Annotated in this window: 27 protein-coding genes; 20 read left to right on the top strand and 7 right to left on the bottom strand. The window is 65.6% G+C overall.

Translation table 11 applies throughout. The features are described 5' to 3' along the window. Positions 1-73: 73 nt before the first annotated feature. A complete protein-coding gene (purL, locus tag AK81_RS03490; RefSeq protein WP_043196807.1) occupies positions 74-3,973 on the top strand; it encodes a phosphoribosylformylglycinamidine synthase in 3,900 nt (1,299 codons plus the stop codon). A gap of 3 nt (positions 3,974-3,976) precedes the next feature. Further along, positions 3,977-4,288 (top strand): NGG1p interacting factor 3 protein, NIF3, encoded by a 312-nt coding sequence (locus AK81_RS03485; RefSeq protein WP_043196806.1) that lies wholly within the window; start codon positions 3,977-3,979, stop codon positions 4,286-4,288. 118 nt (positions 4,289-4,406) lie between these two features. Here AK81_RS03485 and tatC read toward each other — a convergent pair whose 3' ends face one another. The 3 genes from tatC to tatA are packed head-to-tail and all read right to left on the bottom strand — an operon-like array spanning position 4,407 to position 5,688. Further along, positions 4,407-5,168 (bottom strand): twin-arginine translocase subunit TatC, encoded by a 762-nt coding sequence (tatC, locus tag AK81_RS03480; RefSeq protein WP_043196804.1) that lies wholly within the window; start codon positions 5,166-5,168, stop codon positions 4,407-4,409. Continuing rightward, positions 5,165-5,455, bottom strand: coding sequence for a Sec-independent protein translocase protein TatB (gene tatB, locus AK81_RS03475; RefSeq protein WP_043196801.1), 291 nt, complete (start codon positions 5,453-5,455; stop codon positions 5,165-5,167). The genes tatC and tatB overlap by 4 nt, the downstream gene beginning before the upstream one ends. Beyond that, positions 5,455-5,688, bottom strand: coding sequence for a twin-arginine translocase TatA/TatE family subunit (tatA, locus tag AK81_RS03470; RefSeq protein ID WP_043196800.1), 234 nt, complete (start codon positions 5,686-5,688; stop codon positions 5,455-5,457). Before tatA ends, tatB begins: the two co-directional genes overlap by 1 nt. A 145-nt stretch (positions 5,689-5,833) precedes the next feature. Here tatA and gspK point away from each other — a divergent pair, with 145 nt between their 5' ends. Beyond that, on the top strand, positions 5,834-6,799 hold the full coding sequence (gene gspK, locus AK81_RS03465) for a type II secretion system minor pseudopilin GspK (RefSeq protein ID WP_043196799.1): 966 nt from the start codon (positions 5,834-5,836) through the stop codon (positions 6,797-6,799). 143 nt (positions 6,800-6,942) lie between these two features. Here the strand turns inward: gspK and AK81_RS03460 are convergent, their stop codons facing one another. Continuing rightward, the gene (locus tag AK81_RS03460; protein ID WP_043196798.1) at positions 6,943-9,018 is read right to left on the bottom strand and encodes a PhoX family protein; all 2,076 of its coding nucleotides are present in this window, start codon (positions 9,016-9,018) and stop codon (positions 6,943-6,945) included. A gap of 224 nt (positions 9,019-9,242) precedes the next feature. On the opposite strand from AK81_RS03460, the gene AK81_RS03455 reads away from it, so the two are divergent. The 12 genes from AK81_RS03455 to gspN all read left to right on the top strand — a co-directional run bounded on the left by AK81_RS03455 (position 9,243) and on the right by gspN (position 19,841). Next, positions 9,243-10,883 carry a lipoprotein UxpA gene (locus AK81_RS03455; protein ID WP_043196797.1) on the top strand — a complete coding sequence of 547 codons (1,641 nt, stop codon included), beginning with the start codon at positions 9,243-9,245 and terminating at the stop codon, positions 10,881-10,883. After that, on the top strand, positions 10,880-11,305 hold the full coding sequence (locus AK81_RS03450; RefSeq protein ID WP_043196796.1) for a pilus assembly protein PilZ: 426 nt from the start codon (positions 10,880-10,882) through the stop codon (positions 11,303-11,305). Before AK81_RS03455 ends, AK81_RS03450 begins: the two co-directional genes overlap by 4 nt. Positions 11,306-11,308: 3 nt before the next feature. Beyond that, positions 11,309-13,075 carry a type II secretion system secretin GspD gene (gene gspD / locus AK81_RS03445; protein ID WP_193393746.1) on the top strand — a complete coding sequence of 589 codons (1,767 nt, stop codon included), beginning with the start codon at positions 11,309-11,311 and terminating at the stop codon, positions 13,073-13,075. Further along, positions 13,075-14,523 carry a GspE/PulE family protein gene (locus AK81_RS03440; RefSeq protein ID WP_043196793.1) on the top strand — a complete coding sequence of 483 codons (1,449 nt, stop codon included), beginning with the start codon at positions 13,075-13,077 and terminating at the stop codon, positions 14,521-14,523. The genes gspD and AK81_RS03440 overlap by 1 nt, the downstream gene beginning before the upstream one ends. A gap of 3 nt (positions 14,524-14,526) precedes the next feature. After that, positions 14,527-15,729 carry a type II secretion system inner membrane protein GspF gene (gspF, locus tag AK81_RS03435; RefSeq protein WP_043196792.1) on the top strand — a complete coding sequence of 401 codons (1,203 nt, stop codon included), beginning with the start codon at positions 14,527-14,529 and terminating at the stop codon, positions 15,727-15,729. Between the two features lie 17 nt (positions 15,730-15,746). After that, positions 15,747-16,181 carry a type II secretion system major pseudopilin GspG gene (gene gspG / locus AK81_RS03430; protein ID WP_043196791.1) on the top strand — a complete coding sequence of 145 codons (435 nt, stop codon included), beginning with the start codon at positions 15,747-15,749 and terminating at the stop codon, positions 16,179-16,181. 2 nt (positions 16,182-16,183) lie between these two features. Beyond that, entirely contained in the window at positions 16,184-16,621 is a 438-nt protein-coding gene (gspH, locus tag AK81_RS03425; RefSeq protein ID WP_043196790.1) for a type II secretion system minor pseudopilin GspH, read from the top strand. Then, complete coding sequence (locus AK81_RS03420) at positions 16,618-16,986, top strand: type II secretion system protein GspI (RefSeq protein ID WP_043196789.1); 369 nt, start codon at positions 16,618-16,620, stop codon at positions 16,984-16,986. The genes gspH and AK81_RS03420 overlap by 4 nt, the downstream gene beginning before the upstream one ends. A gap of 152 nt (positions 16,987-17,138) precedes the next feature. Further along, the gene (locus AK81_RS03415; RefSeq protein ID WP_043196788.1) at positions 17,139-17,729 is read left to right on the top strand and encodes a prepilin-type N-terminal cleavage/methylation domain-containing protein; all 591 of its coding nucleotides are present in this window, start codon (positions 17,139-17,141) and stop codon (positions 17,727-17,729) included. Beyond that, entirely contained in the window at positions 17,726-18,802 is a 1,077-nt protein-coding gene (gspL, locus tag AK81_RS03410) for a type II secretion system protein GspL (RefSeq protein WP_043197005.1), read from the top strand. Before AK81_RS03415 ends, gspL begins: the two co-directional genes overlap by 4 nt. Further along, on the top strand, positions 18,799-19,185 hold the full coding sequence (gene gspM / locus AK81_RS03405; protein WP_043196785.1) for a type II secretion system protein GspM: 387 nt from the start codon (positions 18,799-18,801) through the stop codon (positions 19,183-19,185). Before gspL ends, gspM begins: the two co-directional genes overlap by 4 nt. Beyond that, on the top strand, positions 19,182-19,841 hold the full coding sequence (gspN, locus tag AK81_RS03400) for a type II secretion system protein N (RefSeq protein WP_043196783.1): 660 nt from the start codon (positions 19,182-19,184) through the stop codon (positions 19,839-19,841). The genes gspM and gspN overlap by 4 nt, the downstream gene beginning before the upstream one ends. Positions 19,842-20,013: 172 nt before the next feature. Here the strand turns inward: gspN and AK81_RS03395 are convergent, their stop codons facing one another. Next, positions 20,014-20,568 (bottom strand): L,D-transpeptidase family protein, encoded by a 555-nt coding sequence (locus tag AK81_RS03395; protein WP_043196782.1) that lies wholly within the window; start codon positions 20,566-20,568, stop codon positions 20,014-20,016. Between the two features lie 25 nt (positions 20,569-20,593). Then, a complete protein-coding gene (locus AK81_RS03390) occupies positions 20,594-21,151 on the bottom strand; it encodes an NUDIX hydrolase (RefSeq protein ID WP_043196781.1) in 558 nt (185 codons plus the stop codon). Positions 21,152-21,278: 127 nt separating this feature from the next. Here AK81_RS03390 and AK81_RS03385 point away from each other — a divergent pair, with 127 nt between their 5' ends. From AK81_RS03385 to purT, 5 genes are all read left to right on the top strand, one after another. Beyond that, entirely contained in the window at positions 21,279-21,878 is a 600-nt protein-coding gene (locus AK81_RS03385; protein ID WP_016501240.1) for a CoA pyrophosphatase, read from the top strand. Positions 21,879-21,922: 44 nt separating this feature from the next. Further along, entirely contained in the window at positions 21,923-22,447 is a 525-nt protein-coding gene (locus tag AK81_RS03380; protein WP_016501239.1) for a gamma carbonic anhydrase family protein, read from the top strand. After that, the gene (locus AK81_RS03375; RefSeq protein WP_043196779.1) at positions 22,437-22,625 is read left to right on the top strand and encodes a DUF1289 domain-containing protein; all 189 of its coding nucleotides are present in this window, start codon (positions 22,437-22,439) and stop codon (positions 22,623-22,625) included. Before AK81_RS03380 ends, AK81_RS03375 begins: the two co-directional genes overlap by 11 nt. Positions 22,626-22,826: 201 nt before the next feature. Next, positions 22,827-23,294, top strand: coding sequence for a VUT family protein (locus AK81_RS03370; RefSeq protein WP_010952556.1), 468 nt, complete (start codon positions 22,827-22,829; stop codon positions 23,292-23,294). 76 nt (positions 23,295-23,370) lie between these two features. After that, entirely contained in the window at positions 23,371-24,552 is a 1,182-nt protein-coding gene (gene purT / locus AK81_RS03365) for a formate-dependent phosphoribosylglycinamide formyltransferase (protein ID WP_016501237.1), read from the top strand. Between the two features lie 102 nt (positions 24,553-24,654). Here purT and AK81_RS03360 read toward each other — a convergent pair whose 3' ends face one another. Then, a complete protein-coding gene (locus AK81_RS03360; RefSeq protein ID WP_043196776.1) occupies positions 24,655-25,953 on the bottom strand; it encodes an MFS transporter in 1,299 nt (432 codons plus the stop codon). Positions 25,954-26,098 lie beyond the last annotated feature (145 nt).

The following is a 26,098-nucleotide window of genomic DNA, read 5'->3' as shown; positions in this document are numbered from 1 at the left end:
GGTGCCGAAAGCCATCGAATTAGGCTAGAATGCACGGCCTCTAAGCACACCCCTTCCTGAGGCTGTCCCGACGATGTTGATCCTGCGCGGCGCTCCTGCCCTTTCTGCCTTTCGCCACGGTAAATTACTCGAGCAACTGAGCCAGAAAGTCCCCGCTGTTACTGGTTTGTATGCCGAATTCGCCCACTTCGCCGATGTCGACGGCGAGCTGACCGCCGACCAGCAGCAGGTGCTGGGCCGTCTGCTCAAGTACGGCCCGAGCGTGCCGGTACAGGAGCCGACCGGCCGCCTGTTCCTGGTCGTGCCGCGGTTGGGCACCATTTCGCCGTGGGCCAGCAAGGCCAGCGACATCGCCCACAACTGCGGCCTGCAGTCGATCCAGCGCCTGGAGCGCGGCATCGCCTACTACGTTGCCGGCACCCTGAGCGACGCTGACGCTGCATTGGTCGCCGCCGAACTGCACGACCGCATGACCCAGCGTGTGCTGGCTCAGCTGGAGCAGGCGGCCGACATGTTCAGCCATGCCCAGCCCAAGCCGATGACCTCGGTGGACATCCTGGCCGGTGGCCGCGACGCGCTGGCCAAGGCCAACATCGACCTGGGCCTGGCCCTGGCCGAAGACGAGATCGACTACCTGGTCAATGCCTTCCAGGGCCTTGCGCGCAACCCGAACGACATCGAACTGATGATGTTCGCCCAGGCCAACTCCGAGCACTGCCGCCACAAGATTTTCAACGCCAGTTGGGACATCGACGGCCAGGACCAGGAAAAAAGCCTGTTCGGCATGATCAAGAACACCTACCAGATGCACAGCGAAGGCGTGCTGTCTGCGTACAAGGACAACGCCTCGGTCATCGTCGGTAACGTGGCCGGCCGTTTCTTCCCGAACCCTGAAACCCGCCAGTACGGCGCGGTGCAGGAGCCGGTGCACATCCTGATGAAGGTGGAAACCCACAACCACCCGACCGCCATCGCCCCGTTCTCCGGCGCCTCCACCGGCTCCGGCGGCGAAATCCGCGACGAAGGTGCTACCGGCCGTGGCGCCAAGCCCAAGGCGGGCCTGACCGGTTTCACCGTGTCCAACCTGCGCATTCCGGGCTTCGAACAGCCTTGGGAGCAGGCCTACGGCAAGCCTGAGCGTATCGTCGACGCCCTCGACATCATGATCGAAGGCCCTCTGGGTGGCGCTGCGTTCAACAACGAATTCGGTCGCCCGGCCCTGACCGGCTACTTCCGTACCTTCGAGCAGTCGATCAACACCCCGCACGGCGAAGAAGTGCGCGGCTACCACAAGCCGATCATGCTCGCAGGTGGCATGGGCAACATCCGTGAAGACCACGTGCAGAAGGCAGAGATCACCGTCGGCGCCAAGCTGATCGTGCTCGGCGGCCCAGCCATGCTGATCGGCCTGGGCGGCGGCGCCGCTTCGTCGGTGGCGACCGGTGCCAGCTCGGCCGACCTGGACTTCGCTTCGGTACAGCGCGAAAACCCTGAAATGGAGCGCCGTTGCCAAGAGGTCATCGACCGCTGCTGGCAGCTGGGCGACAACAACCCGATCGCCTTCATCCACGACGTTGGCGCGGGCGGTATCTCCAATGCCTTCCCGGAACTGGTCAACGACGGTGGCCGTGGTGGCCGCTTCGAGCTGCGTAACGTGCCCAATGACGAGCCGGGCATGGCCCCGCACGAAATCTGGAGCAACGAATCGCAAGAGCGTTACGTGCTGGCTGTCAGCGCGGTCGACTTCGAGCGTTTCCAGGCCATCTGCGAGCGTGAGCGTTGCCCGTTTGCCGTGGTCGGCGAAGCGACTGAAGAGCCGCACCTGACCGTAAGCGACAGCCACTTCGGCAACACGCCTGTGGACATGCCGCTGGACGTGCTGCTGGGCAAGCCGCCGCGCATGCACCGTTCGGTTACCCGTGAAGCCGAGCTGGGCGATGACTTCGACCCGAGCGAGCTGGACCTGGACAATGCCGTCCAGCGCGTACTGAACCACCCGGCCGTGGCCAGCAAGAGCTTCCTGATCACCATCGGCGACCGCACCATCACCGGCCTGGTTGCTCGCGACCAGATGGTCGGCCCGTGGCAGGTACCGGTCGCCGACTGCGCCGTCACCGCCACCAGCTTCGACGTGTACACCGGTGAAGCCATGGCCATGGGCGAGCGTACCCCGCTGGCGCTGCTGGATGCCCCGGCGTCCGGCCGCATGGCCATCGGCGAAACCCTGACCAACCTGGCCGCTTCACGCATCGAGAAGCTGTCCGACATCAAACTGTCGGCCAACTGGATGTCCGCCGCCGGCCACCCAGGTGAAGACGCCCGCCTGTACGACACCGTCAAGGCTGTCGGCATGGAGCTGTGCCCGGAGCTGGGCATTACCATTCCGGTCGGCAAAGACTCGATGTCGATGAAGACCAAGTGGAGCGATGAGGGCGGCGAGAAGAGCGTCACCTCGCCAATGTCGCTGATCATCACCGGCTTTGCCCCGGTCACCGACATCCGCAAGACCCTGACCCCTGAACTGCGCATGGACAAGGGCGAAACCGACCTGATCCTGATCGACCTGGGCCGTGGCAAGAACCGTATGGGCGCCTCGATCCTGGCCCAGACCTACGGCAAGATCGCTGCCCAGGCACCGGACGTCGACGACGCCGAAGACCTCAAGGCCTTCTTCGCCGTGATCCAGGGCCTGAATGCCGACGGTCATCTGCTGGCCTACCACGACCGTTCCGACGGCGGCTTGCTGACCACCGTGGTGGAAATGGCCTTCGCCGGCCACTGCGGCCTCGACCTGCAACTCGACCCGCTGACCGACAACCGCAAAGACGTGCCGGCCATTCTCTTCAACGAAGAGCTGGGTGCGGTCATCCAGGTTCGCCAGGATGCCACCCCGGACGTACTGGCACAGTTCAGCGCCGCTGGCCTGGGCGAAGAGTGCGTCGCGGTGATCGGCAAGCCGGTCAACAACGCCGAAGTGTCCATCAGCCTGAACGGCGAAGTGCTGTTCGACGACGACCGTCGCATGCTGCAGCGCCAGTGGGCCGAGACCAGCTACCAGATCCAGCGCCTGCGCGACAACGCTGACTGTGCCGACCAGGAATTCGACCTGCTGCTTGAGGAAGACAACCCGGGCCTGTCGGTCAAACTGGGCTTCGACGTCAACGACGACATCGCCGCGCCGTACATCAAGAAGGGCGTGCGCCCGCAAGTGGCCATCCTGCGTGAGCAGGGCGTCAACGGCCAGGTCGAGATGGCCGCTGCCTTCGACCGTGCCGGCTTCGCCGCCATCGACGTGCACATGAGCGACATCCTCGCGGGCCGTGTCGACTTCGAGGCCTTCAAGGGCCTGGTCGCCTGCGGTGGCTTCTCCTACGGTGACGTGCTGGGTGCCGGTGAAGGCTGGGCCAAGTCGGCGCTGTTCAACGCCCGTGCCCGTGACGCCTTCCAGGCCTTCTTCGAGCGTACCGACAGCTTCGCCCTGGGCGTGTGCAACGGTTGCCAGATGATGTCCAACCTGCACGAGCTGATCCCGGGCACCGAGTACTGGCCGCACTTCGTGCGTAACCGCTCGGAGCAGTTCGAGGCACGCGTGGCCATGGTCGAGGTGCAGAAGTCCAACTCGATCTTCCTGCAGGGCATGGCCGGTTCGCGCATGCCAATCGCCATCGCCCACGGTGAAGGCCATGCCGAGTTCGCCAACGAAGCGGCACTGCTGGAAGCCGACCTGTCCGGTTGCGTGGCCCTGCGCTACGTCGACAACCACGGTAAGGTCACCGAAGCCTACCCGGCCAACCCGAACGGTTCGCCGCGTGGTATCACCGGCCTGACCAGCCGCGACGGCCGCGTGACCATCATGATGCCGCACCCGGAGCGTGTGTTCCGCGCCGTGCAGAACTCCTGGCGCCCGGATGAGTGGCAGGAAGATGCCGCGCTGATGCGTATGTTCCGCAACGCGCGGGTGTGGGTGAACTAAGGCGTGTACAAGCTCGCCTTCTTTGTCCCCGCCAGCCACGTCGAAGTGGTCAAGGCCGCTGTGTTCGCTGCGGGTGGCGGGCGCATCGGTGACTATGACCACTGCGCCTGGCAAACCCTGGGCCAGGGCCAGTTCCGCCCGTTGGACGGCAGCCAGCCGTACCTCGGGCAAACCGGTCAGGTCGAGGTGGTGGAGGAGTGGAAGGTAGAGCTGGTGGTGGCTGACGACCTGATTGCACAGGTCGTCGCAGCGCTAAAGCAAAGCCACCCGTACGAGACGCCAGCCTATGAAGTCTGGCGGCTCGCCGAGTTCTAGACCGCATCAAGGCTATTCGCGGCGGTTCGACGCCTCGACACGCCCGCTCCCACAGGGATCGCACATTACTCGAAGGTTGTGCGATCTCTGTGGGAGCGGGCGTGCCCGCGAATAGGCCCTATAACCCAGCCACAATCTCCTTGCCGGGCTCAGGCCGCTTCAACCACGCACAAGCCAGCAACCCCACCTCGAACAGCACCCACATCGGCACCGCCAGCATTGTCTGCGAAAACACATCCGGCGGCGTCAGGATCATCCCCACCACAAAGCACCCGACGATCACGTAGGGCCTGCTGCGCCTCAGTGTGGGTACATCCGCCAACCCCACCCAGACCACGATGAACGTCGCCACCGGGATCTCGAATGCCAGCCCGAACGCCAGGAACAGCGCCAGGATGAAGTCCAGGTACTGGCTGATGTCGGTCATCATCGCCACGCCGTCCGGCGTAACGCTGGCAAAGAAACCGAACATCATCGGGAACACCAGAAAGAACGCGAACGCCATGCCGGCATAGAACAACACGATGCTCGACACCAGCAGCGGCAGGGCAATGCGCCGCTCACGGCGGTACAGCCCCGGCGCCAGAAAACCCCAGGCCTGGTGCAGCAGCAGCGGCATGGCCACGAACAGCGCGCACATCGCGGTCAGCTTGAACGGCGTCAGAAACGGCGAGGTGACGCTGGTGGCGATCATGCTCGCGCCTTCCGGCAAAAAGCGCCGCAGCGGCTCGGAAATGAGCGTGTACAGCGTCTGGGCGAACGGGAACAGGCCGGCGAACACCAATGCCACCAGCGCCAGGCAACGCACCAGGCGTTTGCGCAGGTCGCGCAGGTGTTCGGTCAGCGGCATGCTGGCCGCCGGGTCCATGGCAATACTCATGAGGCGTTTTCCTTGGGCAGCGCGACCGTGGCCGCGTCATTGGCCGGCTCTGTGTTCAGGCTGATACCTTGGCGGATCTCCTGTTCCAGGCGTTGCAATGGGGCGCTGTCGAGGTTGGGCAACTCGATCTCGCGTTCTACCTGCGTGCGCAAGGCGTGCATGGCCCGGCGCGCCTGGCCCAGGCCGCGGCCGAGGGTGCGCGCTGCCACCGGCAGGCGCTCCGGGCCCAGCACCAGCAGCGCGACGACGCCAACCAGCAGCAGCTCGCTGAAGCCTACCTCGAACATCAGGCCTGACGGTCCGCTTGAGGCTGCTGCGTGGCCTGGCCGGTCAGCGGGGCCTGTTGCTGAACCTGCGCCTGGCCAGGTGCGCTGGCGTCAGCGTCGCCGCCCATGGACTTGCGAAAACCCTGGATCGCCTCGCCCACATCGCTACCCAGGCCCTTGAGGCGCTTGGTACCAAACAGCAGAAATACGATCAGCAGTACGATCACCAGTTGCCAGATTCCAATGCCACCCATTGCGACTACTCCTGTAAGGCCATGAAAAGGAAGGGCAATCCTGCCTCGTGTAGATGACGTGCACATGACGAACCGGCATTGCCATCTACCTGCAACACGCCGCGTGTTGACTGGCGTCTTTATTGCGCGAGCGAGGCACGCACGGATGGGTGGCAGGCAACAGCAGGGTGCGGCCCTGTTGATGGTGATGGTGGTGCTGGCAATGCTGGCGGCGGGCATGGCCTGGCTGGTGGAAGATGGCCGGCGCCAAGTGGATGAAGTGCGCCTGCTGCACCAGCGGGTGCAGGCGCGGGCCATGGAGCAGGCCGGCCTGGCCTATGCAGAGCAGGCCCTGCGCGACCCCGCCTGGCGGCTTAGCCCGTTGTTCTGGCAGGCCTTGCGTGGGCAGCCGCTTAAATACGATTTTGGCGCAGGTCAGGCGCAGTTACGGGTGCGCGACCAGCACACCTGCTTCAACGTCAATGCGCTGCTGGGCGCCGATGGTGAGCGTGCCGAGCGCCAGTTGCGCTACCTGCTGGGCGACGACATGGCTGCCGAGCGCCTGGTCGATGCGCTGGCCGACTGGCTCGACGCCGACAGCGACACCCGCCTGCAGGGCGCCGAAAGCGCCCAGTACCTGCGCCAGCAACCGCCGCGCCTGGCGGCCAACCAGCCGATGCTCGACACCAGCGAGCTGAACCTGCTGCTGGAGCCGGACGCCGCCCGCCAGGCTCGCTACCCGATGCTGTGCGCCTTGCCCCAGGTCACCGGCTGGCGCCTGAACGCCAATGCGCTTGGGCTGGAGCACCTTCCGTTACTGGAAGCGCTGTACGAAGGGCGCTATTCGCGGTCGTTGCTCAGCCGCATCATCAGCGGGCGGCCGGCGTCGGGGTACGTGGATGCAGCCGCGTTGCGCCAGGCGTTGGGCGCGGTGGATGACGAGACGTTTGAACGGCTGAGTGAAGGTTTGCTGCTCAACAGCGGGTACTTCCTGCTGCAGCTGTCGTTCGAGGAAGAGGGGCGGGCGATACGCAGCGAATTCCAGGTGGAGGCGCTGGGGGTGGTGCAATGGCATGCCCGGGTGCCGGCGCAGCAAGTGCGGGTGCGCAGCCGGGAGCCGATGGCCTGGTAGGGCTTGAGATTGCCGGGGCTGCTGTGCAGCCCTATCGCGACACAAGGCCGCTCCCACAACAACCGCGCGGTACCTGAAGGCTGCGCGGTTGTTGTGGGAGCGGCCTTGTGTCGCGAAAGGGCCGCAAAGCGGCCCCAGATTTATCAGGCAGTCCCGATCTCGCCGCCATCAACCCGCTGAATCACCACCGTCGAAGCCCGCGGCCTTACCTTGGCCCCAGCCGGGGTAGCATCGGTAGCCTTGTCGGTATACGGCCAGTTCCCCGGGTGCTGAATGTTGACGAACAGCGTCTTGTTGTCCGGGGTAAAGGCAATCCCGGTCACCTCGCAATCATTCGGCCCGACGAAGAAGCGGCGCAGGTCCACCTGGTTCTGTGCGTTCACCGGCACCTGCTTGCCGGTGGCGTCCACCAGGTCGGTAGGGATCACCGCCAGCAGCTGGTCGTTGGTGTAATCGGTGAGGGTGCTCTCGCCGTTGTCGGTCTCGAACCACAACACGCCACGGCTATCGAAGCTCATGCCGTCAGGGCTCGCGAACTGGTTCAGTTCGGTCAGGCCGGAGCGGTTGATGTCGGCAGTACCGGCCGCGTTGGCGCCGAACACGAAGATGTCCCAGTTGAAGCTCAACTGGTCGTCGCTGTCGTGCCAGCGAATGATGTGGCCGTGGCGGTTCGGGCCGCGCGGGTTGGCCGCATCGACCTTTTCCGGGGTGCGCGCGCTGTTGTTGGTCAGGGTCAGGTACACATCGCCGTTCAGCGGATTCACCGTCGTCCATTCCGGGCGGTCCATCGGCGTCGCGCCTACGGCATCGCCAGCCCCACGGGTGTTGAGGATGATGCCTGGCAGGTCACCATACAGCGCACCCAGGGTGCTGCCGCCCGTGGTGGCAGTGGCCACGTCCAGCAGCAGCCATACGCCGGTCCCGTCGGCATTGAAGCGGGCCACGTAGAGCTTGCCCTGGTCCAGGTACTTGGCGCCGGTGGCCAGGCGGTTGGCCGGGTTGGCATCGGCGGCATCCCACACAGCGGTGGAAACCCACTTGTACAGGTACTCGTTGTTCGAGTCGTCACCCATGTACCACACCAGCGGCTTGCCGGCGACCGGCAGGCCTGGGGCGCAGCCCTCGTGGCGGAAGCGGCCCAGCGCGGTGCGCTTGGTGGCCAGGGTGCTGCTGTTGTACGGGTCGATCTCGACGATGTAGCCGTAGGTGCTGGCTTCGTTGCGGTAGTCGTCGGTGGCGCTGGCGCCCTTGACGGTGACGTCGAAACGGGCGAATTCGTCGGCCACTTCGGTGCTGTCACCGGCAGCGGTTTCCCACTTGTACTGGCCGCTGGAGGTGCCCACGCCAATGCGGCGCTGGTCTTCGGGGCGGGTGCCCTTGTTGACGAAGATGCCCGGCCAGTTCTCTTCACAGGTCAGGTAGGTGCCCCACGGGGTGTAACCGTTTCCGCAGTTGTTGTTGGTGCCGCGGCAGTGGGTACCGGCGCTGGAGTACTTGGTCTTGACGTGGTCGGTGCCGCGCAGCGGACCGGTGATTTCCATGCGCGAGGCGGTGGTGAAGCGGCGGTTCAGCGGGTCGTTGTCGACGACCTGCCAGCGGCCGCTGACTTTCTTCAGGCGCACCACGCCAGCCCCATGGGCGTTGATTTCCTTGCGCACTTCCTCGACCGGGCGCTTGCCGTTGACATCGGTGGTCGGGCCGGCCGGGTGCAGGGCTGCGGCGTCGATGTACTCGAAGTTGATCGCCAGCAGGCCGTCTTCCGAGCTGCCGTTGATGGGGAAGAAGTGCATGCCGTCATGGTGCATGCCCATGGCGTTGGCCTGGTCGGTCGAGGTGTTGCTGCCGTCGGACTTCCATGGGTTGCCGTTGCTGTTCAGCGGCGTGCCCCACGGCGCCAGCACGTAGGCGCTGTAGCCGGCGGCAACCACACAGGCGTCGGTGCGCGAGCCCGGGATGGACTGGAAGCCCAGTGCCAGTTTCGGCACCTCCGGCTCGGTGACAGGCGGCTCGGTCACCGGTGGCTCGGTGACCGGATCATCGTGATCGGAACCACCACCGTCGAAGCAGCCTGTCAGGCCGGTACCGGCAATCATGGCGATGGCGGCGCCCAGGCTGCCGCGCATCACGCTGCGGCGGCTCAGGTAGGCGTCCATGACCTTGGCCATCGGCATGTTGGCGCTGTGGTTCCGGTCCAGGTTGTCGCCGGTATCTCGACTCATCAGGGTGTCCTTATAGTGGCTGAGTTAGAGGAACTCGCGACTCTAGTGGGGAAATATGATGATTGATTGGCAGAAATGTTAAGGGGTTTTTAAAACGACTCGCTCTTAGAAGATCTTCTGACAGATCAATTTGGAATTGTTGTCGGATTTCTGCCATCAAACTGTAATGCCAACGCCGCAACATCCGGGGCCCTGAATGAGTGTGAAAAAGGATGGCGGGTGCGATGGCGAGCAGTGTGCACAGGCGCGAAGTGATCGGCTGGATGGGTATCGGGGCATTGGCACCGCTGCTCGGCGCCTGTTCCGCCTTCCCAGGGCAGCAGGGCGGCAACGCCCGGCTCGACCTGCTGTACGTGGCCGATACCCTCGATGCCCGCCAACCCGGCCAGGCCGTGGTGCCTGCCACCCGCCTGGGGCCGGTCAGCCACCTGGGCCGCGCGCCGTGGATGACCGGCAGCAGTGCCAGCCTTGCCTACCCGCAACTGGCGCCGCTGCTCGATACCAGCCAGGCAGCCGCTGCGCAGCTGGGCGGCTATGCGGTGCTGGCGGCGCTGCTGGAGCAACTGCGCGGCGAGGCCGGCGCAGGCAACAGCCTGACCCTGGAGAATGGCCAGGGCTGGAACGGCAGTGGCCTGGCCTACCTGACTCAAGGCGAAAGCGGGGTGCAGGGCAGTCAGCTGCTGGGCACCGAAGCGCGGGTCAGCAGTGACGAGCGTGTGCTGTGGCCACAACGCAGTACAGGGCTGTATCGCCAGGCTGGCGCCGTTACCCTCGGCGCTGGATTGGCGGACGGGCAGCGCCAAGCCCTGGGCCTTGAAGCTTTGCACGTCTTCGAGCGCGGTGGCGCACGGATTGCCGTGGTCGGCGTGACCGACCCCTATGCCCAGGACCAGAAAGCCTCCCTCAAACAGTGGTACCAGTCGCTGCAGCCCGTGTTCGAGCAGGCCCGGCGCGAGGCCGACCTGGTGGTTGCCATGGCCGATGTCGGCACCGGCCCCGGCCTGTGGCTGGCCGAGCGGGTGCCGCAAATCGATGTGCTGTTGTGCGCCCGTGGCCAGGACCTGTGGCCGGCGCCCGTCGAGGTAACCCAGGCCAGTGGTCGCCGTGTGCCGGTGCTGTTTGCCGGTTGCCGGGGCAGCGGTGCCTTCCGCCTGCGTTGTCAGCGCGTGGCCGGGCTGTGGCAGTTCGACGGGCGTTTCTTCCCGGCCTTTGAACAACAACTGGCGCCTGCCGCGCAACTGCGCGTCGGGCCATTGCAGGCAGAATTGCGCCAGCAACGTGCCGGTCACGCGGCGTGGCTCGACCAGCCGCTGGCCCGCGCGCCACAGGCCTTGTGGCGTCGCGATACCCGTGGCGGCAGCTGGGACCGCCTGCTGCATCAAGCCTTGGCCGATGACAGCGGCATGCCCGTGCTGTTGCCCGGCCTGCGTTACGACTACCCGCTGCCCGCAGGTGCGTCGATCACACGTGAACACCTGATCAGCCTCACCGGCGGCTACCCGGCGCCGGTGGTCGAAGCGCCGGCCCGGCAGGTGGAGCAAGTGCTGGAGAACGCTGCAGAGCAGCTGTTCGGCGACCCGCTGCTGCTCGACAACAGCCAGGACCTGCCGCGCTGGCAGGGCCAGGCCTGGGGTGTCAGCTACAGCCCGCAAGGCAAGCGCATCATTGGGCTGGAGCCAGTGCAGGGCCTGTGCCGCACCTTCGGCCTGCAGTTTGAAAGCCAGGCTGGCGAACCGCTGTGGCAACGGGTCGAAGCCTGGCTCGCCCGCCAGCATGGCGACTGGCAACTGGCGCCGCTGCAACTGCCCGAAGTGCGTTACGTGCAGGGTCACCCGGGCTGGCACCCACGGCAGTTGGCCTCGTGACACTCGCCTCGCGCTTATTCACCGGCGCTGGCCTGACCCTGGCCGGCTGGCTGGCCGCCCAGTGCGTGCTGCAACTGAGCCGCCAGCCGCAACCGGCCATGGCGCCGGCGGCAGCCGTAAGCCCGCTGCCCGGGCTGATGGTCGGTCACTGGCAAGCGCCCATCGACGACGGCGCCATCGCCATTACCCGCCTGCCATTGCACTACCTCGGCGGCCTCAGGGCGCAGCCGCTGTCTTCCAGTGTGGTGGTGCTGCGCTACGGCGAGCAGGTGCGCACCCTGGCCCGCGGTCAGCGCCTGGCGCCGGGGATCGTGCTGCAGGACATCGACACCGATGGCCTGATTTTCAACAACCAGGGGCGGCGTGAACGCCTGCCCTGGCCGCCACGCCCCGCCGTGACCGGCTTCAAGCGGCAAGGATGAACGATGCCTGTTAGATACTGCGTGGCCGCCGTGCTGAGCCTGGCCCTGGCCGTAGGCCTACCTGAGGCCCGCGCCGAAGAGCCGGTGTTCGATGAAAATGGTACGCCTATGTACGAGGTGAACTTCGTCGATACCGAACTGGGCGAATTCATCGAAAGCGTGTCGCGCATCACCGGCACCACCTTCATCGTCGACCCCCGGGTCAAGGGCAAGGTCACCGTGCGCACCGTCGACCTGCACGACGCCGATGCCATCTACGACATCTTCCTGGCGCAGTTGCGCGCCCAGGGCTACGCCACCGTCGACCTGCCCAACGGCAGTGTGAAGATCGTCCCCGACCAGGCCGCGCGCCTGGAGCCGGTGCCGGTGGAGGCGGGTGGGCAGCAGGGCGCAGGCAGTGACAGCGTGGCGACGCGGGTATTCAACGTGCGCAACGCCGCCAGCGAGCAGGTGCTGGGCATCCTCAAACCGCTGATCGACCCACGGGTCGGGGTGATTACACCGTACCCGGCAGCGCACCAGTTGGTGGTGACCGACTGGCGCAGCAACCTGGACCGTATCGCCAGCCTGCTGCGCCAGCTCGACCGCCCCCAGGAAGCACCCGGCAACGGCAGTACCCAGGTCATTTACCTGCGGCACGCCAATGCAGGTGAAGTGGTCAAGGTGCTGCGCGGGCTGAGCCAGGAAGGCATGGCGCCGGCTGAAGGCACGGGCGAAGGCGAAAGCAAGGACAGGCCGTTAATGGCCGCCACCGGTGGCCCGGGCATTCGCCTGGAGTACGAAGAAGGCACCAACGCCGTGGTCATGGTCGGCCCCGACAGCGAGCTGGCCGCCTACCGCAGCATCGTCGAACAATTGGACATCCGCCGTGCCCAGGTGGTGGTGGAAGCCATCATCGCCGAGGTGTCCGACAGCAGCGCCCAGGAGTTGGGCGTGCAATGGCTGTTTGCCGACGAAAAATTCGGCGCCGGCATCGTCAACTTCGGCAGCAACGGGGTGAACATCGCCAACATCGCCGGGGCTGCTGCCAGTGGTGACAACGAGGCGCTTGGCGACCTGTTGTCCGCAACGGCCGGCGCCACGGCGGGCATCGGCCATTTCGGCGGCGGGTTCAACTTTGCCATGCTGGTCAATGCACTGAAGGGCAAGAGCGGCTTCAACCTGCTGTCCACGCCCACCCTGTTGACCCTGGACAACGCTGAAGCGTCGATCCTGGTTGGCCAGGAGGTGCCCTTCGTTACCGGCTCGGTCACGCAAAACAACGCCAACCCGTACCAGACCATCGAGCGCAAAGAGGTCGGGGTGAAGCTGCGCATCAAGCCGCAGATCAACATCGACAACAGCGTGCGTCTGGACATTGTCCAGGAGGTGTCGTCGATTGCCGAGTCCAGCGCGGCCAGCGACGTGATCACCAACAAGCGCGAGATCAAGACCAAGGTCATGGTCGAAGACAATGGCCTGGTCATTCTTGGCGGCCTGATCAGCGACGAGTTGAGCACCAGCAACCAGCGCGTGCCGCTGCTCGGTGATATCCCTTACCTGGGCCGGCTGTTCCGCTCCGATGCCACCAAGAACACCAAGCAGAACCTGATGGTGTTCATCCGCCCGCGCATCTTGCGGGACGGGCCGAGCCTGGCCGGGCTCAGCGAAGACAAATACCGCACCTTGCAGCAGACCACACCGCTGCAACTGCCGGACCTTGCAGAGGGCACGCCGCTGTTGCAGGTATTCCCCTCCAGCCGCGCGCGCCTCGAAGGCGGTGCCTGGTGATGCTGCCGTACCGCCAGGCACGGCAGAGCGGGGTGACCATGACCACGACGGAACAGGGCTGGCAGCTGTGGCTGCGGCCCGACGCCGACAGCGCCCAGTTGCAGGAACTGCTGCGGGTACATGGCCAGCCCTGCACGCTCGAATACCTGGAACCTGCCGTGTTCGACGAGCGCCTCGGCCAGCTGTACCAGGCTGGCGATGGCGCCAATCAAGCGCTGATCGAAGGCATCGGCGACCAGGTCGACCTGGACAGCCTGATGAGCGAGATGCCGCAGATCGAAGACCTGCTGGAAAGCGATGACGAAGCCCCGGTAATCCGCCTGATCAACGGTCTGTTCGGCCAGGCCTTGCGCCTGCGCGCTTCGGACATCCATATCGAAACCTTCGAGCAAAGCCTGGTGGTGCGCCTGCGGGTCGATGGCCACCTGCGCGAAGTGCTGCGCCCGCCGCGTGCGCTGTCGGCCATGCTGGTGTCACGGATCAAGGTCATGGCACGGTTGGATATTGCCGAGAAGCGCCAGCCCCAGGACGGCCGTATTACCCTGCGCGCGGCAGGGCGTGAGGTGGATGTGCGGGTCTCGACCCTGCCCGGCATCCACGGCGAGCGCGTGGTCATGCGTGTGCTCGACAAGCAGGCCAGCCTGCTGGCACTGGGCAACCTGGGCATGCCGCCCGCGGTATTACAGGGCCTGCACAGTTGCCTGGCCCGGCCCAACGGTATCGTGCTGTCTACCGGCCCGACCGGTTCGGGCAAGACCACCACCCTGTACGCCAGCCTCAACAGCCTCAACGATGGCAGCCGCAATATTCTTACCGTCGAGGACCCGGTGGAATACGCCATCGCCGGCATCGGCCAGACCGCCATCAACCCGCGTGCGGGGCTGACCTTCGCCAGTGGCCTGCGCGCCATCCTGCGCCAGGACCCGGACGTGATCATGCTCGGCGAAATCCGTGACCAGGAAACCGCGCAGATCGCCGTGCAGGCCAGCCTGACCGGCCACCTGGTGCTGTCCACCTTGCACACCAACAGTGCCGTGGGGGCGGTGACCCGTCTGCGTGACATGGGCATCGAGCCCTTTTTGATCGCCTCGTGCTTGCGCGGTGTACTGGCCCAGCGCCTGGTGCGACGCTTGTGCAGTTGCGCCGTAGCGCACCCGCTGCAACCTGCCGAGCGTGACCTGTGGCCGGAACTGGCGGCGCTGGGCAGCAGCTACTACGCGGTGGGCTGCGAGCAGTGCCAGGGCAGCGGCTATGTGGGGCGCCTGGGCCTGTACGAATTCATCGAGCTGGATGCCGGGCTGATCGGCTTGCTGTATGACGGCGCCAGTGAACTGGCCATGCAGGATTACCTGGCCGAGCGCCGGCAAAGCCTGGTCGCGATGGCCAGCGACTGCCTGGCACGTGGCGAGACCAGCCTGGCCGAAGTGCTGCGTGCGGTGCAGGGTTAAGGCATGCCGACCTATCGCTACGTGGCCGTCGACCTCGCCGGCAAGACCCGCAAGGCCAGCCTGCAGGCTGACAACGAACGCCATGCGCGCCAGTTGTTGCGCGATCAGGGCTTGTTTGCCCGCCAGTTGCAGCGACAGGACAGCGGTAACCGGCAACCCCGGCGCCAGCGCTTGAGCCGTGCCCAGCTGTGTGAACTGACCCGTCAGCTGGCCACATTGATCGGTGCCGGCATCCCCTTGGTCGATGCCTTGGGCACCCTTGAACGCCAGTTGCGTCAGCCTGCCCTGCACAGTGTGCTGGTGGCCCTGCGCGGCTCCCTCGCCGAAGGCCTGGGCCTGGCCCGAAGCCTGGCGCGCCAGGGGGCACCGTTCACTGGCTTGTACTGCGCGCTGGTCGAGGCCGGTGAACGCTCAGGGCGTCTGGCCCAGGTGCTGACCCGGCTGGCCGACCACCTTGAACAGGTACAACGGCAACAGCACAAGGCGCGTACTGCGCTGATCTATCCCACTGTACTGATGGGCGTATCGCTCGCCGTGGTCATCGGCCTGATGACCTTTGTCGTACCCAAACTCACCGAGCAGTTTGCCCACGCCGGGCAAAGCCTGCCGCTGATCACTGCATTGCTGATCGGCCTGAGCCAAGGGCTGGTGCAGGCCGGGCCTTGGTTGCTGGCCCTGGCGCTATTGATGGGCGTGCTCGGCACCTTGCTGTTGCGCAAGCCGCACTGGTGCCTGCGTCGCGACCAGTTACTGCTGCGCCTCCCGCGTATCGGCAGCCTGCTGCAGGTGCTGGAAAGCGCACGCTTGGCGCGCAGCCTGGCGATTCTCAGCGGCAGTGGCGTGGCCCTGCTCGAAGCCTTGCAAGTGGCTACCGAAACCGTCGGCAACCGGCGCATCCGCCTGGCCATGGAGCAGGTGCGCCAGCAAGTGCAGGGCGGCACCAGCCTGCACCGTGCGCTGGATGCCAGCCAGCAATTCCCGCCGCTGCTGGTGAACATGGTCGGCAGCGGCGAGGCCAGCGGCACCCTGGCCGACATGCTTGAGCGCGTGGCCGACGACCAGGAGCGTGGCTTTGCCCGCCAGGTGGATACGGCCATGGCGCTGTTCGAACCCCTGATGATCCTGGTGATGGGCGCCGTGGTGCTGTTCATCGTGCTGGCGGTGCTGCTGCCGATCATGCAACTCAACCAGGGCCTGCAATTGTGAATACAAGGAGTACTGTCATGCAGCATCAACGTCGCCGCCAGCGCGGTTTCACCCTCATGGAAATCATGGTGGTGATCTTCATCATCGGCCTGCTGATCGCCGTGGTCGCGCCCAGCGTGCTAGGGAACCAGGACAAGGCCATGAAGCAGAAGGTGATGGCCGACCTGGCCACCCTGGAACAGGCGCTGGACATGTATCGCCTGGACAACCTGCGCTTTCCCAGCAGCGAACAGGGCCTGGCCGCGCTGGTGAAAAAGCCGAGCCAGGAACCGTTGCCACGGTCCTGGCGCAGTGACGGCTATGTGCGTCGCCTGCCGGAAGACCCGTGGGGCACCCCGTACCAGTACCGCATGCCCGGTGAGCATGGCCGGGTCGATGTGTACTCGCTGGGTGCCGATGGCCAGCCGGGCGGCGAAGGCCAGGATGCCGACCTGGGCAACTGGGCGCTGTAAGGGTGCGCCGTCAGCGGGGCTTCAGCCTGATCGAGTTGCTGGTGGTGCTGGCCATCGCCAGCCTGATGACGGGCCTGGCGGTGGCCGGGCTTGGCAGCGGCCAGGCGCGTGTCGATCAGGCCCTGCAGCGCCTGGCCAGCGAAACCCGGGCCCAGGCGGCGCTGGCCCGGCATGCCGGGCAACTGCGTGGGCTGCGCTGGAATGGTCAGCGCCCCGAGTTCGTGCGGCGCGAGGGCAGTGGCTGGGTGGTTGAAGCGGTCGCGCTCGGCGACTGGCCCAAGGGCCTGCACCCGGACTGGCCCGCCAGCCCGCAGCCCCATGTGCTGTTCACCCCGCATGGCTGGGCACAGCCGGGCGGCGTGCGCTGGCGCTGGGCCGATGGCAGCCAGCAATGGGCCTGGGGCCGTGATGGCCGCTTGCAGGTGGCGGTTGCGCCATGAAGCAACGTCAGCGTGGCTTCACCTTGCTGGAGGTCACTGTGGCCTTGGCGATTGCCGCCGTGCTGGCGGTGATCACCAGTCAGGTTCTGCGTCAGCGTTTGGCCGTGCAGGACAACTTGCAACAACACCGCCTTGGCCTGTTGTGCGCGCGCGAACTGCAAACCCGTTTTGCCGTCGAGCAATTCTGGCCTTCTGCCAATCAGGTGAAGGGTGAACTGAGCCAGGGTGGTCAGCCGTGTCATTGGCAACTGCAACTGCGCCGCACCGGCGTGCGCGACCTGCGCCGTGGCGAACTGCAACTGTACGCCGACCGTGACCAGCGTTTGCCGCTGGGCCAGTACACCGTGTTTCTGGAGCGCCCATGACTTACAGAAATCGTGAGGCTTGCACGATCCCTGTGGGAGCGGGCATGCCCGCGAATCAGGCGACCCGGTGGATGGCACCGGCTATGCCGGTGTTCGCGGGCGCGCCCGCTCCCACAGGGGGGAAGTGTCTCCAGCAGCAAAGAGTACGGCCCATGAAAAGCCGCCAGGCAGGCCTGACCCTGATCGAACTGATGGTCGCCCTGGCCCTGACTGTCTTGCTCGGCATCATGCTCGCTGCGTTGGTCAATGGCTGGATGAAAGTGCGCGAACGCCTGCAAGTGACCACCCAGGAAACCTCGGTGCTGGACTTCTGCCTGGCCCTTGAGCGTCGTTTCGACAGCCCGGTGCTGCGCCGCGTCTACGACCAGCGCCTGCCCCTGGCCAGCCGCTGGCTGGACTGGCAACCGGCAAGCCACCAATTGCAGTGGGTTGCCACCACCGGCCTGCCGGAGGCCGAAGGCGGCTCGCGGCTGCAACGCCAGCGCCTGCGCTTCGAGGCCCGTGAGCAGCGCCTGCTGCTGGAAAGCTCGGCTGACCTGTACGCCGCCGCCGCGCCGCGCTGGGTCCAGCGTGAGCGGCTCGACCGGGTCGGCGCCATGAACGTTCTTTATTACCAGGGCGGCCAGTGGCTGGCCTGGCCTTCTGACCAACCTGCACACCCCGGCCGTGGTGTGCGCCTGGAACTGCAGCGTGATGGAGCACCCTATGTCTGCACCTTCGCCCTCCCGTGGGGGCGCTCATGAAATTTGAATGGCGACAGCGTGCACCTGCTCAAACGTGGTTGTTGCTGCGCCCGGGTGTTGTCTGGCACTGGGCGCTGGCCGAGGGCGGCATCGTGCAACGCCAGGGGCAGGGTGAGCCACCGGCTAACCTGCAAACCCGGGTTGCCCTTGTTCTGCCTGCCGAGGCCTGTAGCGTCTTCCACGTGCCTGCCCCACCCGGGCTCAAGCGAGAGGAGTGGCCGTTGCTGCTCGAAGACCGCTTGCTGCAAACGCCGGACGAGGTGACCTGCGCCTGTCTGGCCCGTCAGCCCGGGCACCTTCGCTTGCTGGTGGTGGCGCGCCAGCAACTGGACGACTGGCGCGGGCAGTGTGCTGCATGGGGCTGGCAGGTAGAGCGTTGCTGGGCGGAGTTGCAGTTGCTGCCGGGGCTTGAGGCAGGCACTGCCTGGCATTGGCAGCGCACGCCCGGCATGTCCTTGTACAAAGGGCTGGCCGAGGACGAACAGGAGCATTGGCTGGCATGGCCGCAAGCGCTGGGTGAGGTGCCGCAGCAACCTTGGGCACACCTGCAAAGCCTGCCGCTGAGTGGCGACTGGCCAAGCGCGCTGGCGCCACTCGACACGATACCCGGCCTGTTCGAGCGCGCTCGCAAGGCACCTTCGTTGCCCGTCGTTTCACGCCCACAGCAACGACTGCTGGCAGCCTGCCTGGTACTGGCGGCAGTCTGGGGCGGGCTGTGGCTGAGCCAGCAATGGCGCCAGGCACAGCTCTGGCGCGCCCAGGTGTTTGCCGTGACGGGCGAGCAAGCCAGCCCACGGCACGCCGCGCAGGCCCTCAAACGCCTGCGCGAAAGCGAGCTTCAACAGCAATTACGCACTCGCCAGCTCGAAGACCTGCAGGCAGCTTTGCAGGCCTGGCTGCATGATCACCCCGGCTGGCGTCTGCAAGCAGTGCGCTTCGATGGCCAGCGCTGGCACCTGCGGCTAGAGGGCGACGGCGCCACGCCGCCCTGGCAAGACATGGCCAACGCTGCCGGTGCTGCTGTACAGGTACAAGGTGGCGAAGTGGTGTTCGACTTGGGAGCCGCCGCATGAACCGGGACTGGATGCAGCGTCATCGGCTGAAGTTCGCCTGGTTGCTGATTACTTTGTTGCTTACTGTTCTGGCCCTGCGCGAGGGCCTGGCGCAATGGCGCGAGCTCAGCCAGTGGCGGGGGCTGGCTGAGCAAGCCGCAAGCCTGCGTGGCGGCACGGGCTTGAGCCTGGAGCGCCTGAAGCAGTCGGCCGAGGCGCGGCGGGTCGCATTGGCCGAGGTCGATGTGCAAGGCAAGGCCTGGCAATTGCGTGGCCAGGTGGCCGATGAGCGGGTACTGCAAGGCTGGTTGCAGTCCCTGCATGAAGAGGGCGCAACGCCGCTGCAATGGGGGCTGGAACAGGATGGCAAGGCATTGCGCTTCGACCTGGTGGTGCAGCCATGAGCCGTAAAGGTGCGGCGTGGGTGTTGCTGGTTTTCGGCCTGACCCTGCTCGTTGAGCTTCCCGCCGCCTGGGTGGCTCGCGGGGCAGGTCTGCCGGTGCGTGATGCCAGTGGCAGCCTGTGGCAGGGCCAGGCGCAACAGCTGGGGCCGGTGGGGCCTCTGCGCTGGTCGGTGCAGCCTTGGCGCTTGCAGGCAGCTGCGCAGTTGGGGTTTCAGGGGCAGGCCTGGCAGTTGCGCGCCGAAGGCTGGCCGTGGCGCTGGCGGCTGGAGGCAACGGCGATGGGCGCCCAGGCGACGGTGGCCACGGATTACCGCCTGGCCGGGCTGTGGCAGGGCGCAGTTCGCATTCAGGGGGCAGGGCGCCAATGCCTGGGCAGCGAAGGCCGTGTAACGGTAAGCGACCTGGCGCTGAGCGAGCCATGGTCGCTGGGCCTGGGGCAGGGCTGGTTGGAAATGGACTGCCGCAGTGGCTGGCGCCTGCGTGGCCAACTGGCGCAGCAGGGGCAGCATCAGTTGGCCGTGGAGGCTGGCCTGCCAGGTCGGCAGGCCCAGGTGGTGTTCGAGCTGCAACCGGAGGCGGCGTTGACGCCCTTGCTGCGGGGCGCGCAGTGGCTTGGGCCACAGGCGCTGTCTGGGCAACGCGACCTGCGCTGGTAAGCTGTGGGAGCGGCCTCGTGTCGCGAAAGGGCCGCAGAGCGGCCCCGGCAATTGATGTACAAACTCCGAACTCCGGGGGCCGCCCTGCGGCCCTTTCCGACCGGTCCGGCGCCCCGGCAAGGCCGCTCCCACAGGAGACCGTGTTCCGGCCCGGAGCTAGGCGCTACAAGCCTTAGGGGCGGATTTCGATCAGCGTGCCATCGCGCACCAGTTCCCACACTTCCTGCATGTCATGGTTGCGCATGGCAATACACCCATCGGTCCAGTCCAGGGTATGGAAGTACCACTCCGGGTACTCGTCGTTGATCGGCGTGCCATGGATCATGATCATGCTGCCGGCACTCACCCCTTCACGGGTGGCGCGGGCGGCGTCGCTGATGTTCGGGTAGTTGATGTGCATGGCCAGGTTGAAGCGGTCGCTTTGCTTGCGCCAGTCCAGCCAGTACAAACCCTCAGGGGTTTTCTTGTCGCCTTCGCGTTCCTTGGCGCCCTTCGGTTGCTTGCCCAGGGAAATGCGGTAGGTTTTCAGCGGCTCGCCGCGGCTGATCAGCTGCAGGCGCCGCTCGGACTTGATCACCAGCACCTTGTCGATCAGCGGCTGCATCGCCCGCTGCGAAGGCGACGGCGTTTGCGCTGCCGGCACGGGCTTGCGGATGATGGTCTCGGTGAAAGCCGCCTGGGACACCGAAGTAACGCAAAGGCAGAAAAGGGCAAGCAACCAGCGCATGTAACGGTATCCCTGAAGGCTTCTTCTAAGTAGAGGTCGAGGTCGAGACGTTCATCGGCGGCAGGTACTCATGGCCTATGGGGTAGTGCTGCCCGATGCGGTCGCGATAGTAGCATTCTAGTGTGCGTGTGACGGTGCGGAAAGCCAGCTCGCCCCACGGTATCTCATGTTGTTCGAACAACCGCACTTCCAGGCTTTCGACACCCACATCAAACGCCAGGTCCGCCAGCTCTGCGCGGAAGAACACATGCACCTGGTCGATGTGCGGCAAATCGAACAGCTGGTACAGGCTCATCGGCCCGACCCGGGCGCAGGCTTCCTCGACGGTTTCGCGACGGGCGGCCTGGTCGAGGGTTTCGCCGTTCTCCATGAAACCGGCGGGCAGGGTCCAGAAGCCGCGCCGTGGCTCGATGGCACGCCGGCACAGCAGCACCTGGCTGCCCCAGGTCGGTAGCACGCCGGCGACGATGTTGGGGTTCTGGTAATGGATGGTCTGGCAAGACTCGCAGACAAACCGCAGGCGGCTATCGCCCTCGGGAATCCGCTGAGTGACCGGCTGGCCGCACGCGCTGCAGAATTTCATGTGAGGTTCGTTCCTTTTGTTCAAGGCTATCTTGGCGCGCCGGCAGGGCCGCCGCAAGCGCAGGGGCTTGGGTGCTTCGCGGCTTTGGTGCATCATGCAAGGCAGGCCTTGGATACGAGCGTGCGCAATGCTGGACGAGCTACTTCGCCGAATGAGCAATCACCAACCCGCATCACTGGAAACCGACCGGCGGTTCCCCGAAGCGGCGGTCCTTTTGCCCATTACCCGCAGCGAAGCGCCCGAACTGGTCCTGACCCTGCGTGCCAAGGGCTTGTCCACCCACGGTGGCGAAGTGGCCTTTCCCGGTGGCCGACGCGACCCGGAAGACCCGGACCTGGTGTTTACCGCCCTGCGTGAAGCCGAAGAAGAAATCGGCCTGCCACCCGGGCTGGTGGAAGTGATAGGCCCGCTCAGCCCGCTGATTTCACTGCACGGCCTTAAAGTGACGCCATTCGTCGGGCTTATTCCCGACTTCGTCGAATACCGCGCCAACGATGCCGAAATCGCGGCAGTATTCACCGTGCCGCTGGAATTCTTCCGCCAGGACCCGCGCGACCATACCCACCGTATCGATTACCAGGGGCGCAGCTGGTACGTGCCCAGCTACCGCTATGGCGAATACAAGATCTGGGGGTTGTCGGCGATCATGATCGTCGAACTGGTCAACGTGCTGTTCGATGCCGGCATCAGCCTGCACCAGCCCCCTGAGCGTTACATCGAAAACTGAGCGGGGCCTACCCCGCCGTCTGCGTTCCAGCCTGAGGAGCATGCATGAAATACCGCCTGGGCGACCTGCGGGTCGAAAGCCACCCCACCAGTTGGGCCGCACCCAACGCCACGCTGATCGGCAACGTGCGCCTGCAGGCCAATGCCAGTGTGTGGTTTGGCGCGGTGCTGCGCGGCGATAACGAGCTGATCGATATCGGCGAAGGCAGCAACGTGCAGGATGGCACGGTGATGCACACCGACATGGGCTCGCCGCTGACCCTGGGCAAGGGCGTCACCGTTGGTCACAACGCCATGCTGCATGGCTGCACGGTGGGCGACTACAGCCTGGTCGGTATCAATGCCGTGATCCTCAACGGCGCGCGCATTGGCAAGCACTGCATCATCGGCGCCAATGCCCTGATCGCCGAGGGCAAGGAAATCCCCGACGGTTCGCTGGTGGTCGGCTCGCCCGGCAAGGTCGTACGTGAATTGACCGAGCAGCAGAAGCGCATGCTTGAAGCCAGTGCCGCGCATTACGTGCACAATGCCCAGCGTTATGCGCAGGAGCTGGTGGTTGATGATGAGTAATGTAGTAGAGCGTCCGGTGGCCTCGCCATGCGTGAGCATCTGCGCGCTGGATGAGCAGGACATCTGCACCGGGTGCCAGCGTACCGTGGCGGAGATTGGCCGCTGGGGGCGGATGGAGCGCCGGGCGGTGTTGAAACTGTGCCATGAGCGAGCAGTAGAAGCCGGCCTTATCCTGTAGGTTGACGCAGACCCTGTGGGAGCGGGCATGCCCGCGAATCAGGCGACGCGGTGGATGGCACCGGCTGCGCCGGTGTTCGCGGGCATGCCCGCTCCCACAGGGATGGTGTAAAGCCAGCAGTTGTCACCCTACCTGTGGGAGCGGGTTTACCCGCGAAGAAGCCAGCGGTAATCTGTACGGCTTGCCCACAGACGACCCGCCATGTTCTATCTGATTGCCTACATCAGCAGCGTAGTGCTGATCAACTACGCCTTTTCCAGCGCCCCGCACCTGGACATCATCTGGTCCGCCTGGGGCGGCCTGGTGTTCATTCTGCGCGACATGGTGCAGACCCGCTTCGGCCATGGCGCCCTGGTTGCCATGCTGGTGGCCCTGGTGCTGTCCTATGTCACCTCGGAACCGGCCATCGCCCTGGCCAGCGCTACCGCGTTCTTCATTTCCGAGCTGATCGATTGGCTGGTGTTCAGCATCACCCGTCGGCCGCTGCGCGACCGCTTGTGGCTAAGCTCGGCGCTGAGCATCCCGGTGGATACCTTCATCTTCTTCGGCATGATCGGCGCCCTGACCCCAGCGGTGATCGGCACCGCCATGGCCTCGAAGTTCGCCGGTGTCACGGCCGTGTGGCTGGCCATGGCATTTCGCGCCCGACGGGCTGCCGTGGCCGGTTGATGGTGTAGAATAGTGGTCCTTTTTCAGCGGGCGGCGCACAGCCTGGCGCGGCCCCGGACGCCTTCGAGGACCTGAAATGACCCGTATCGGAACCCCCTTGTCGCCTACCGCGACCCGTGTACTGCTGTGCGGCTGTGGCGAGTTGGGCAAGGAAGTGGTGATCGAGCTGCAGCGCCTGGGCGTCGAAGTGATCGCCGTCGACCGCTACGCCAATGCCCCGGCCATGCAGGTAGCGCACCGCAGCCACGTGGTCAACATGCTCGATGGCGTTGCCCTGCGCGCGGTGATCGAGGCCGAGAAGCCGCACTACATCGTGCCGGAAATCGAAGCCATCGCCACCGCCACCCTGGTCGAGCTGGAAAACGAAGGTTTCAACGTGGTGCCGACTGCCCGCGCCACGCAGCTGACCATGAACCGCGAAGGCATCCGCCGCCTGGCCGCCGAAGAGCTGGACTTGCCGACCTCGCCGTACCACTTTGCCGACACCTACGAAGACTACGCCAAGGCCGTGGCCGATGTCGGTTACCCGTGCGTGGTCAAGCCGGTGATGAGCTCGTCGGGCAAAGGCCAGAGCCTGCTGCGCAGCGATGCCGACCTGCAGAAGTCGTGGGACTACGCCCAGGAAGGCGGCCGCGCCGGCAAGGGCCGGGTGATTGTCGAAGGCTTCATCGACTTCGAATACGAAATCACCCTGCTGACCGTGCGCCACGTTGGCGGTACCACCTTCCTGGAGCCGGTTGGCCACCGCCAGGAGAAGGGCGACTATCAGGAGTCGTGGCAGCCGCAGGCCATGAGCCCGAAAGCGCTGGCCGAGTCGCAGCGCGTGGCCAAGGCAGTCACCGATGCCCTGGGCGGTCGCGGCCTGTTTGGCGTGGAACTGTTCGTGAAGGGCGACCAGGTGTGGTTCAGCGAAGTGTCGCCGCGCCCGCATGACACCGGCCTGGTCACCCTGATTTCCCAGGACCTGTCGCAGTTCGCCCTGCATGCCCGTGCCATTCTCGGCCTGCCGATTCCGGTGGTGCGCCAGTTTGGCCCGTCGGCCTCGGCGGTGATCCTGCCGGAAGGGCAGTCGCAGCAGACCAGCTTCGCCAACCTGGGCGCAGCGCTGAGCGAGCCGGATACTGCCATTCGCCTGTTCGGCAAGCCGGAAATCAACGGCACCCGCCGCATGGGCGTGTGCCTGGCGCGTGACGAGTCGGTAGAGCTGGCGCGGGCCAAGGCGACCCGCGCTTCGCAGGCGGTCAAGGTCGAGTTCTGATTCGACTGGGGCTGCGTTGCAGCCCTTCGCTGGCACGCCCGCTCCCACAGGGGTTGTGGGAGCGGGCGTGCCAGCGAAGGGCCGCAAAGCGGCCCCCATTGCTTACAGCTCGGTATTACGGGTCTCTTTCAGGCACAGCACGGCAATCAGGCTGATCACCGCTGCCACCGACACATAGCCCCCCACCCAGCTCAAGCCACCCATGCTCACCAGCTTCTGGGCAAAGAACGGTGCCGCCGAGGCCCCGACAATCCCGCCCAGGTTATACGCCGCCGAAGCGCCGGTATAACGCACGTGGGTAGGGAACAGTTCAGGCAGCAGTGCCCCCATCGGCGCAAAGGTCACGCCCATCAGGAACAGCTCGATGGCCAGGAACAGCGCCACACCCGTCGTCGAGCCCGAGGTCAGCAGTGGCTCCATGGCAAAGCCCGACGCTACTGCCAGCAGGCCGCCGACGATCAGCACCGGTTTGCGCCCGTAACGGTCGCTGAGCCAGGCCGACAGTGGCGTGGCCAGGGCCATGAACACCACCGCGAAGCACAGCAGGCCCAGGAATGTTTCGCGGCTGTAACCCAGCGTGGTCACGCCATAGCTCAGCGAGAACACCGTAGAGATATAGAACAGCGCGTAGCACACCACCATCGCCGCAGCGCCCAGCAGGGTGGGTACCCAGTAGTTGGAAAACAGCTCGACCACTGGCATTTTCACCCGCTCATGGCGGGCGACAGCCTTGGCGAACACCGGGCTTTCTTCGAGCTTCAGGCGTACATACAGGCCCACCAGCACCAGCGCGGCACTGAGCAGGAACGGAATACGCCAGCCCCATTCACGGAACTGCTCGTCGCTGAGCGTCAGGGCCAGGGTCAGGAACAGGCCGTTGGCGGCCAAAAAGCCGATCGAAGGGCCCAGCTGTGGGAACATGCCGAACCAGGCGCGCTTGCCTTCGGGGGCGTTCTCGGTGGCCAGCAGCGCCGCGCCACCCCATTCACCGCCCAGACCCAGGCCTTGGCCAAAGCGCAGCAGGCACAGGATGATCGGCGCCCACACGCCAATGCTGTCGTAGCCCGGCAATACGCCGATGGCCGTGGTGGAGACACCCATCAGCAGCAGCGAGGCGACCAGGGTCGATTTGCGGCCGATACGGTCGCCAAAGTGGCCGAACAACGCCGAACCCAGCGGACGGGCGAGAAAGGCGATGCCGAAGGTGAGGAAGGCTGCCAGCATTTGCGCGGTGCCCGACCCGGACGGGAAGAACACCGGGCCAATCACCAGGGCTGCAGCGGTGGCGTACACGTAGAAGTCGTAGAACTCGATGGCGGTGCCGATGAAGCTGGCGGTGGCTACCCGCGCGGGCGAGTTGACCGGCGCGGCAGGCGCTTCGGCGTAGGTGCTGCTTGTCATTAGTTAGGTCCCTAACAGTCTGGTCCGGCTCCATGGGCATGGTCCGCGCGGTGTGCTGAGCAAAAGGGCAGGCACGGTTGCGCGGACGCCGGAGCGTTTTGTTGTTGTGTGCGCCCGACTGACGATAGCCCAAGGGGGGTAGGGG

The sequence above is a fragment of the Pseudomonas putida W15Oct28 genome (genome assembly GCF_000708715.2).
Lineage (GTDB): Bacteria > Pseudomonadota > Gammaproteobacteria > Pseudomonadales > Pseudomonadaceae > Aquipseudomonas > Aquipseudomonas putida_R.
The sequence above is the reverse complement of the archived record's forward strand: the minus strand, read 5'-3'. Positions and strand labels throughout refer to the sequence as shown.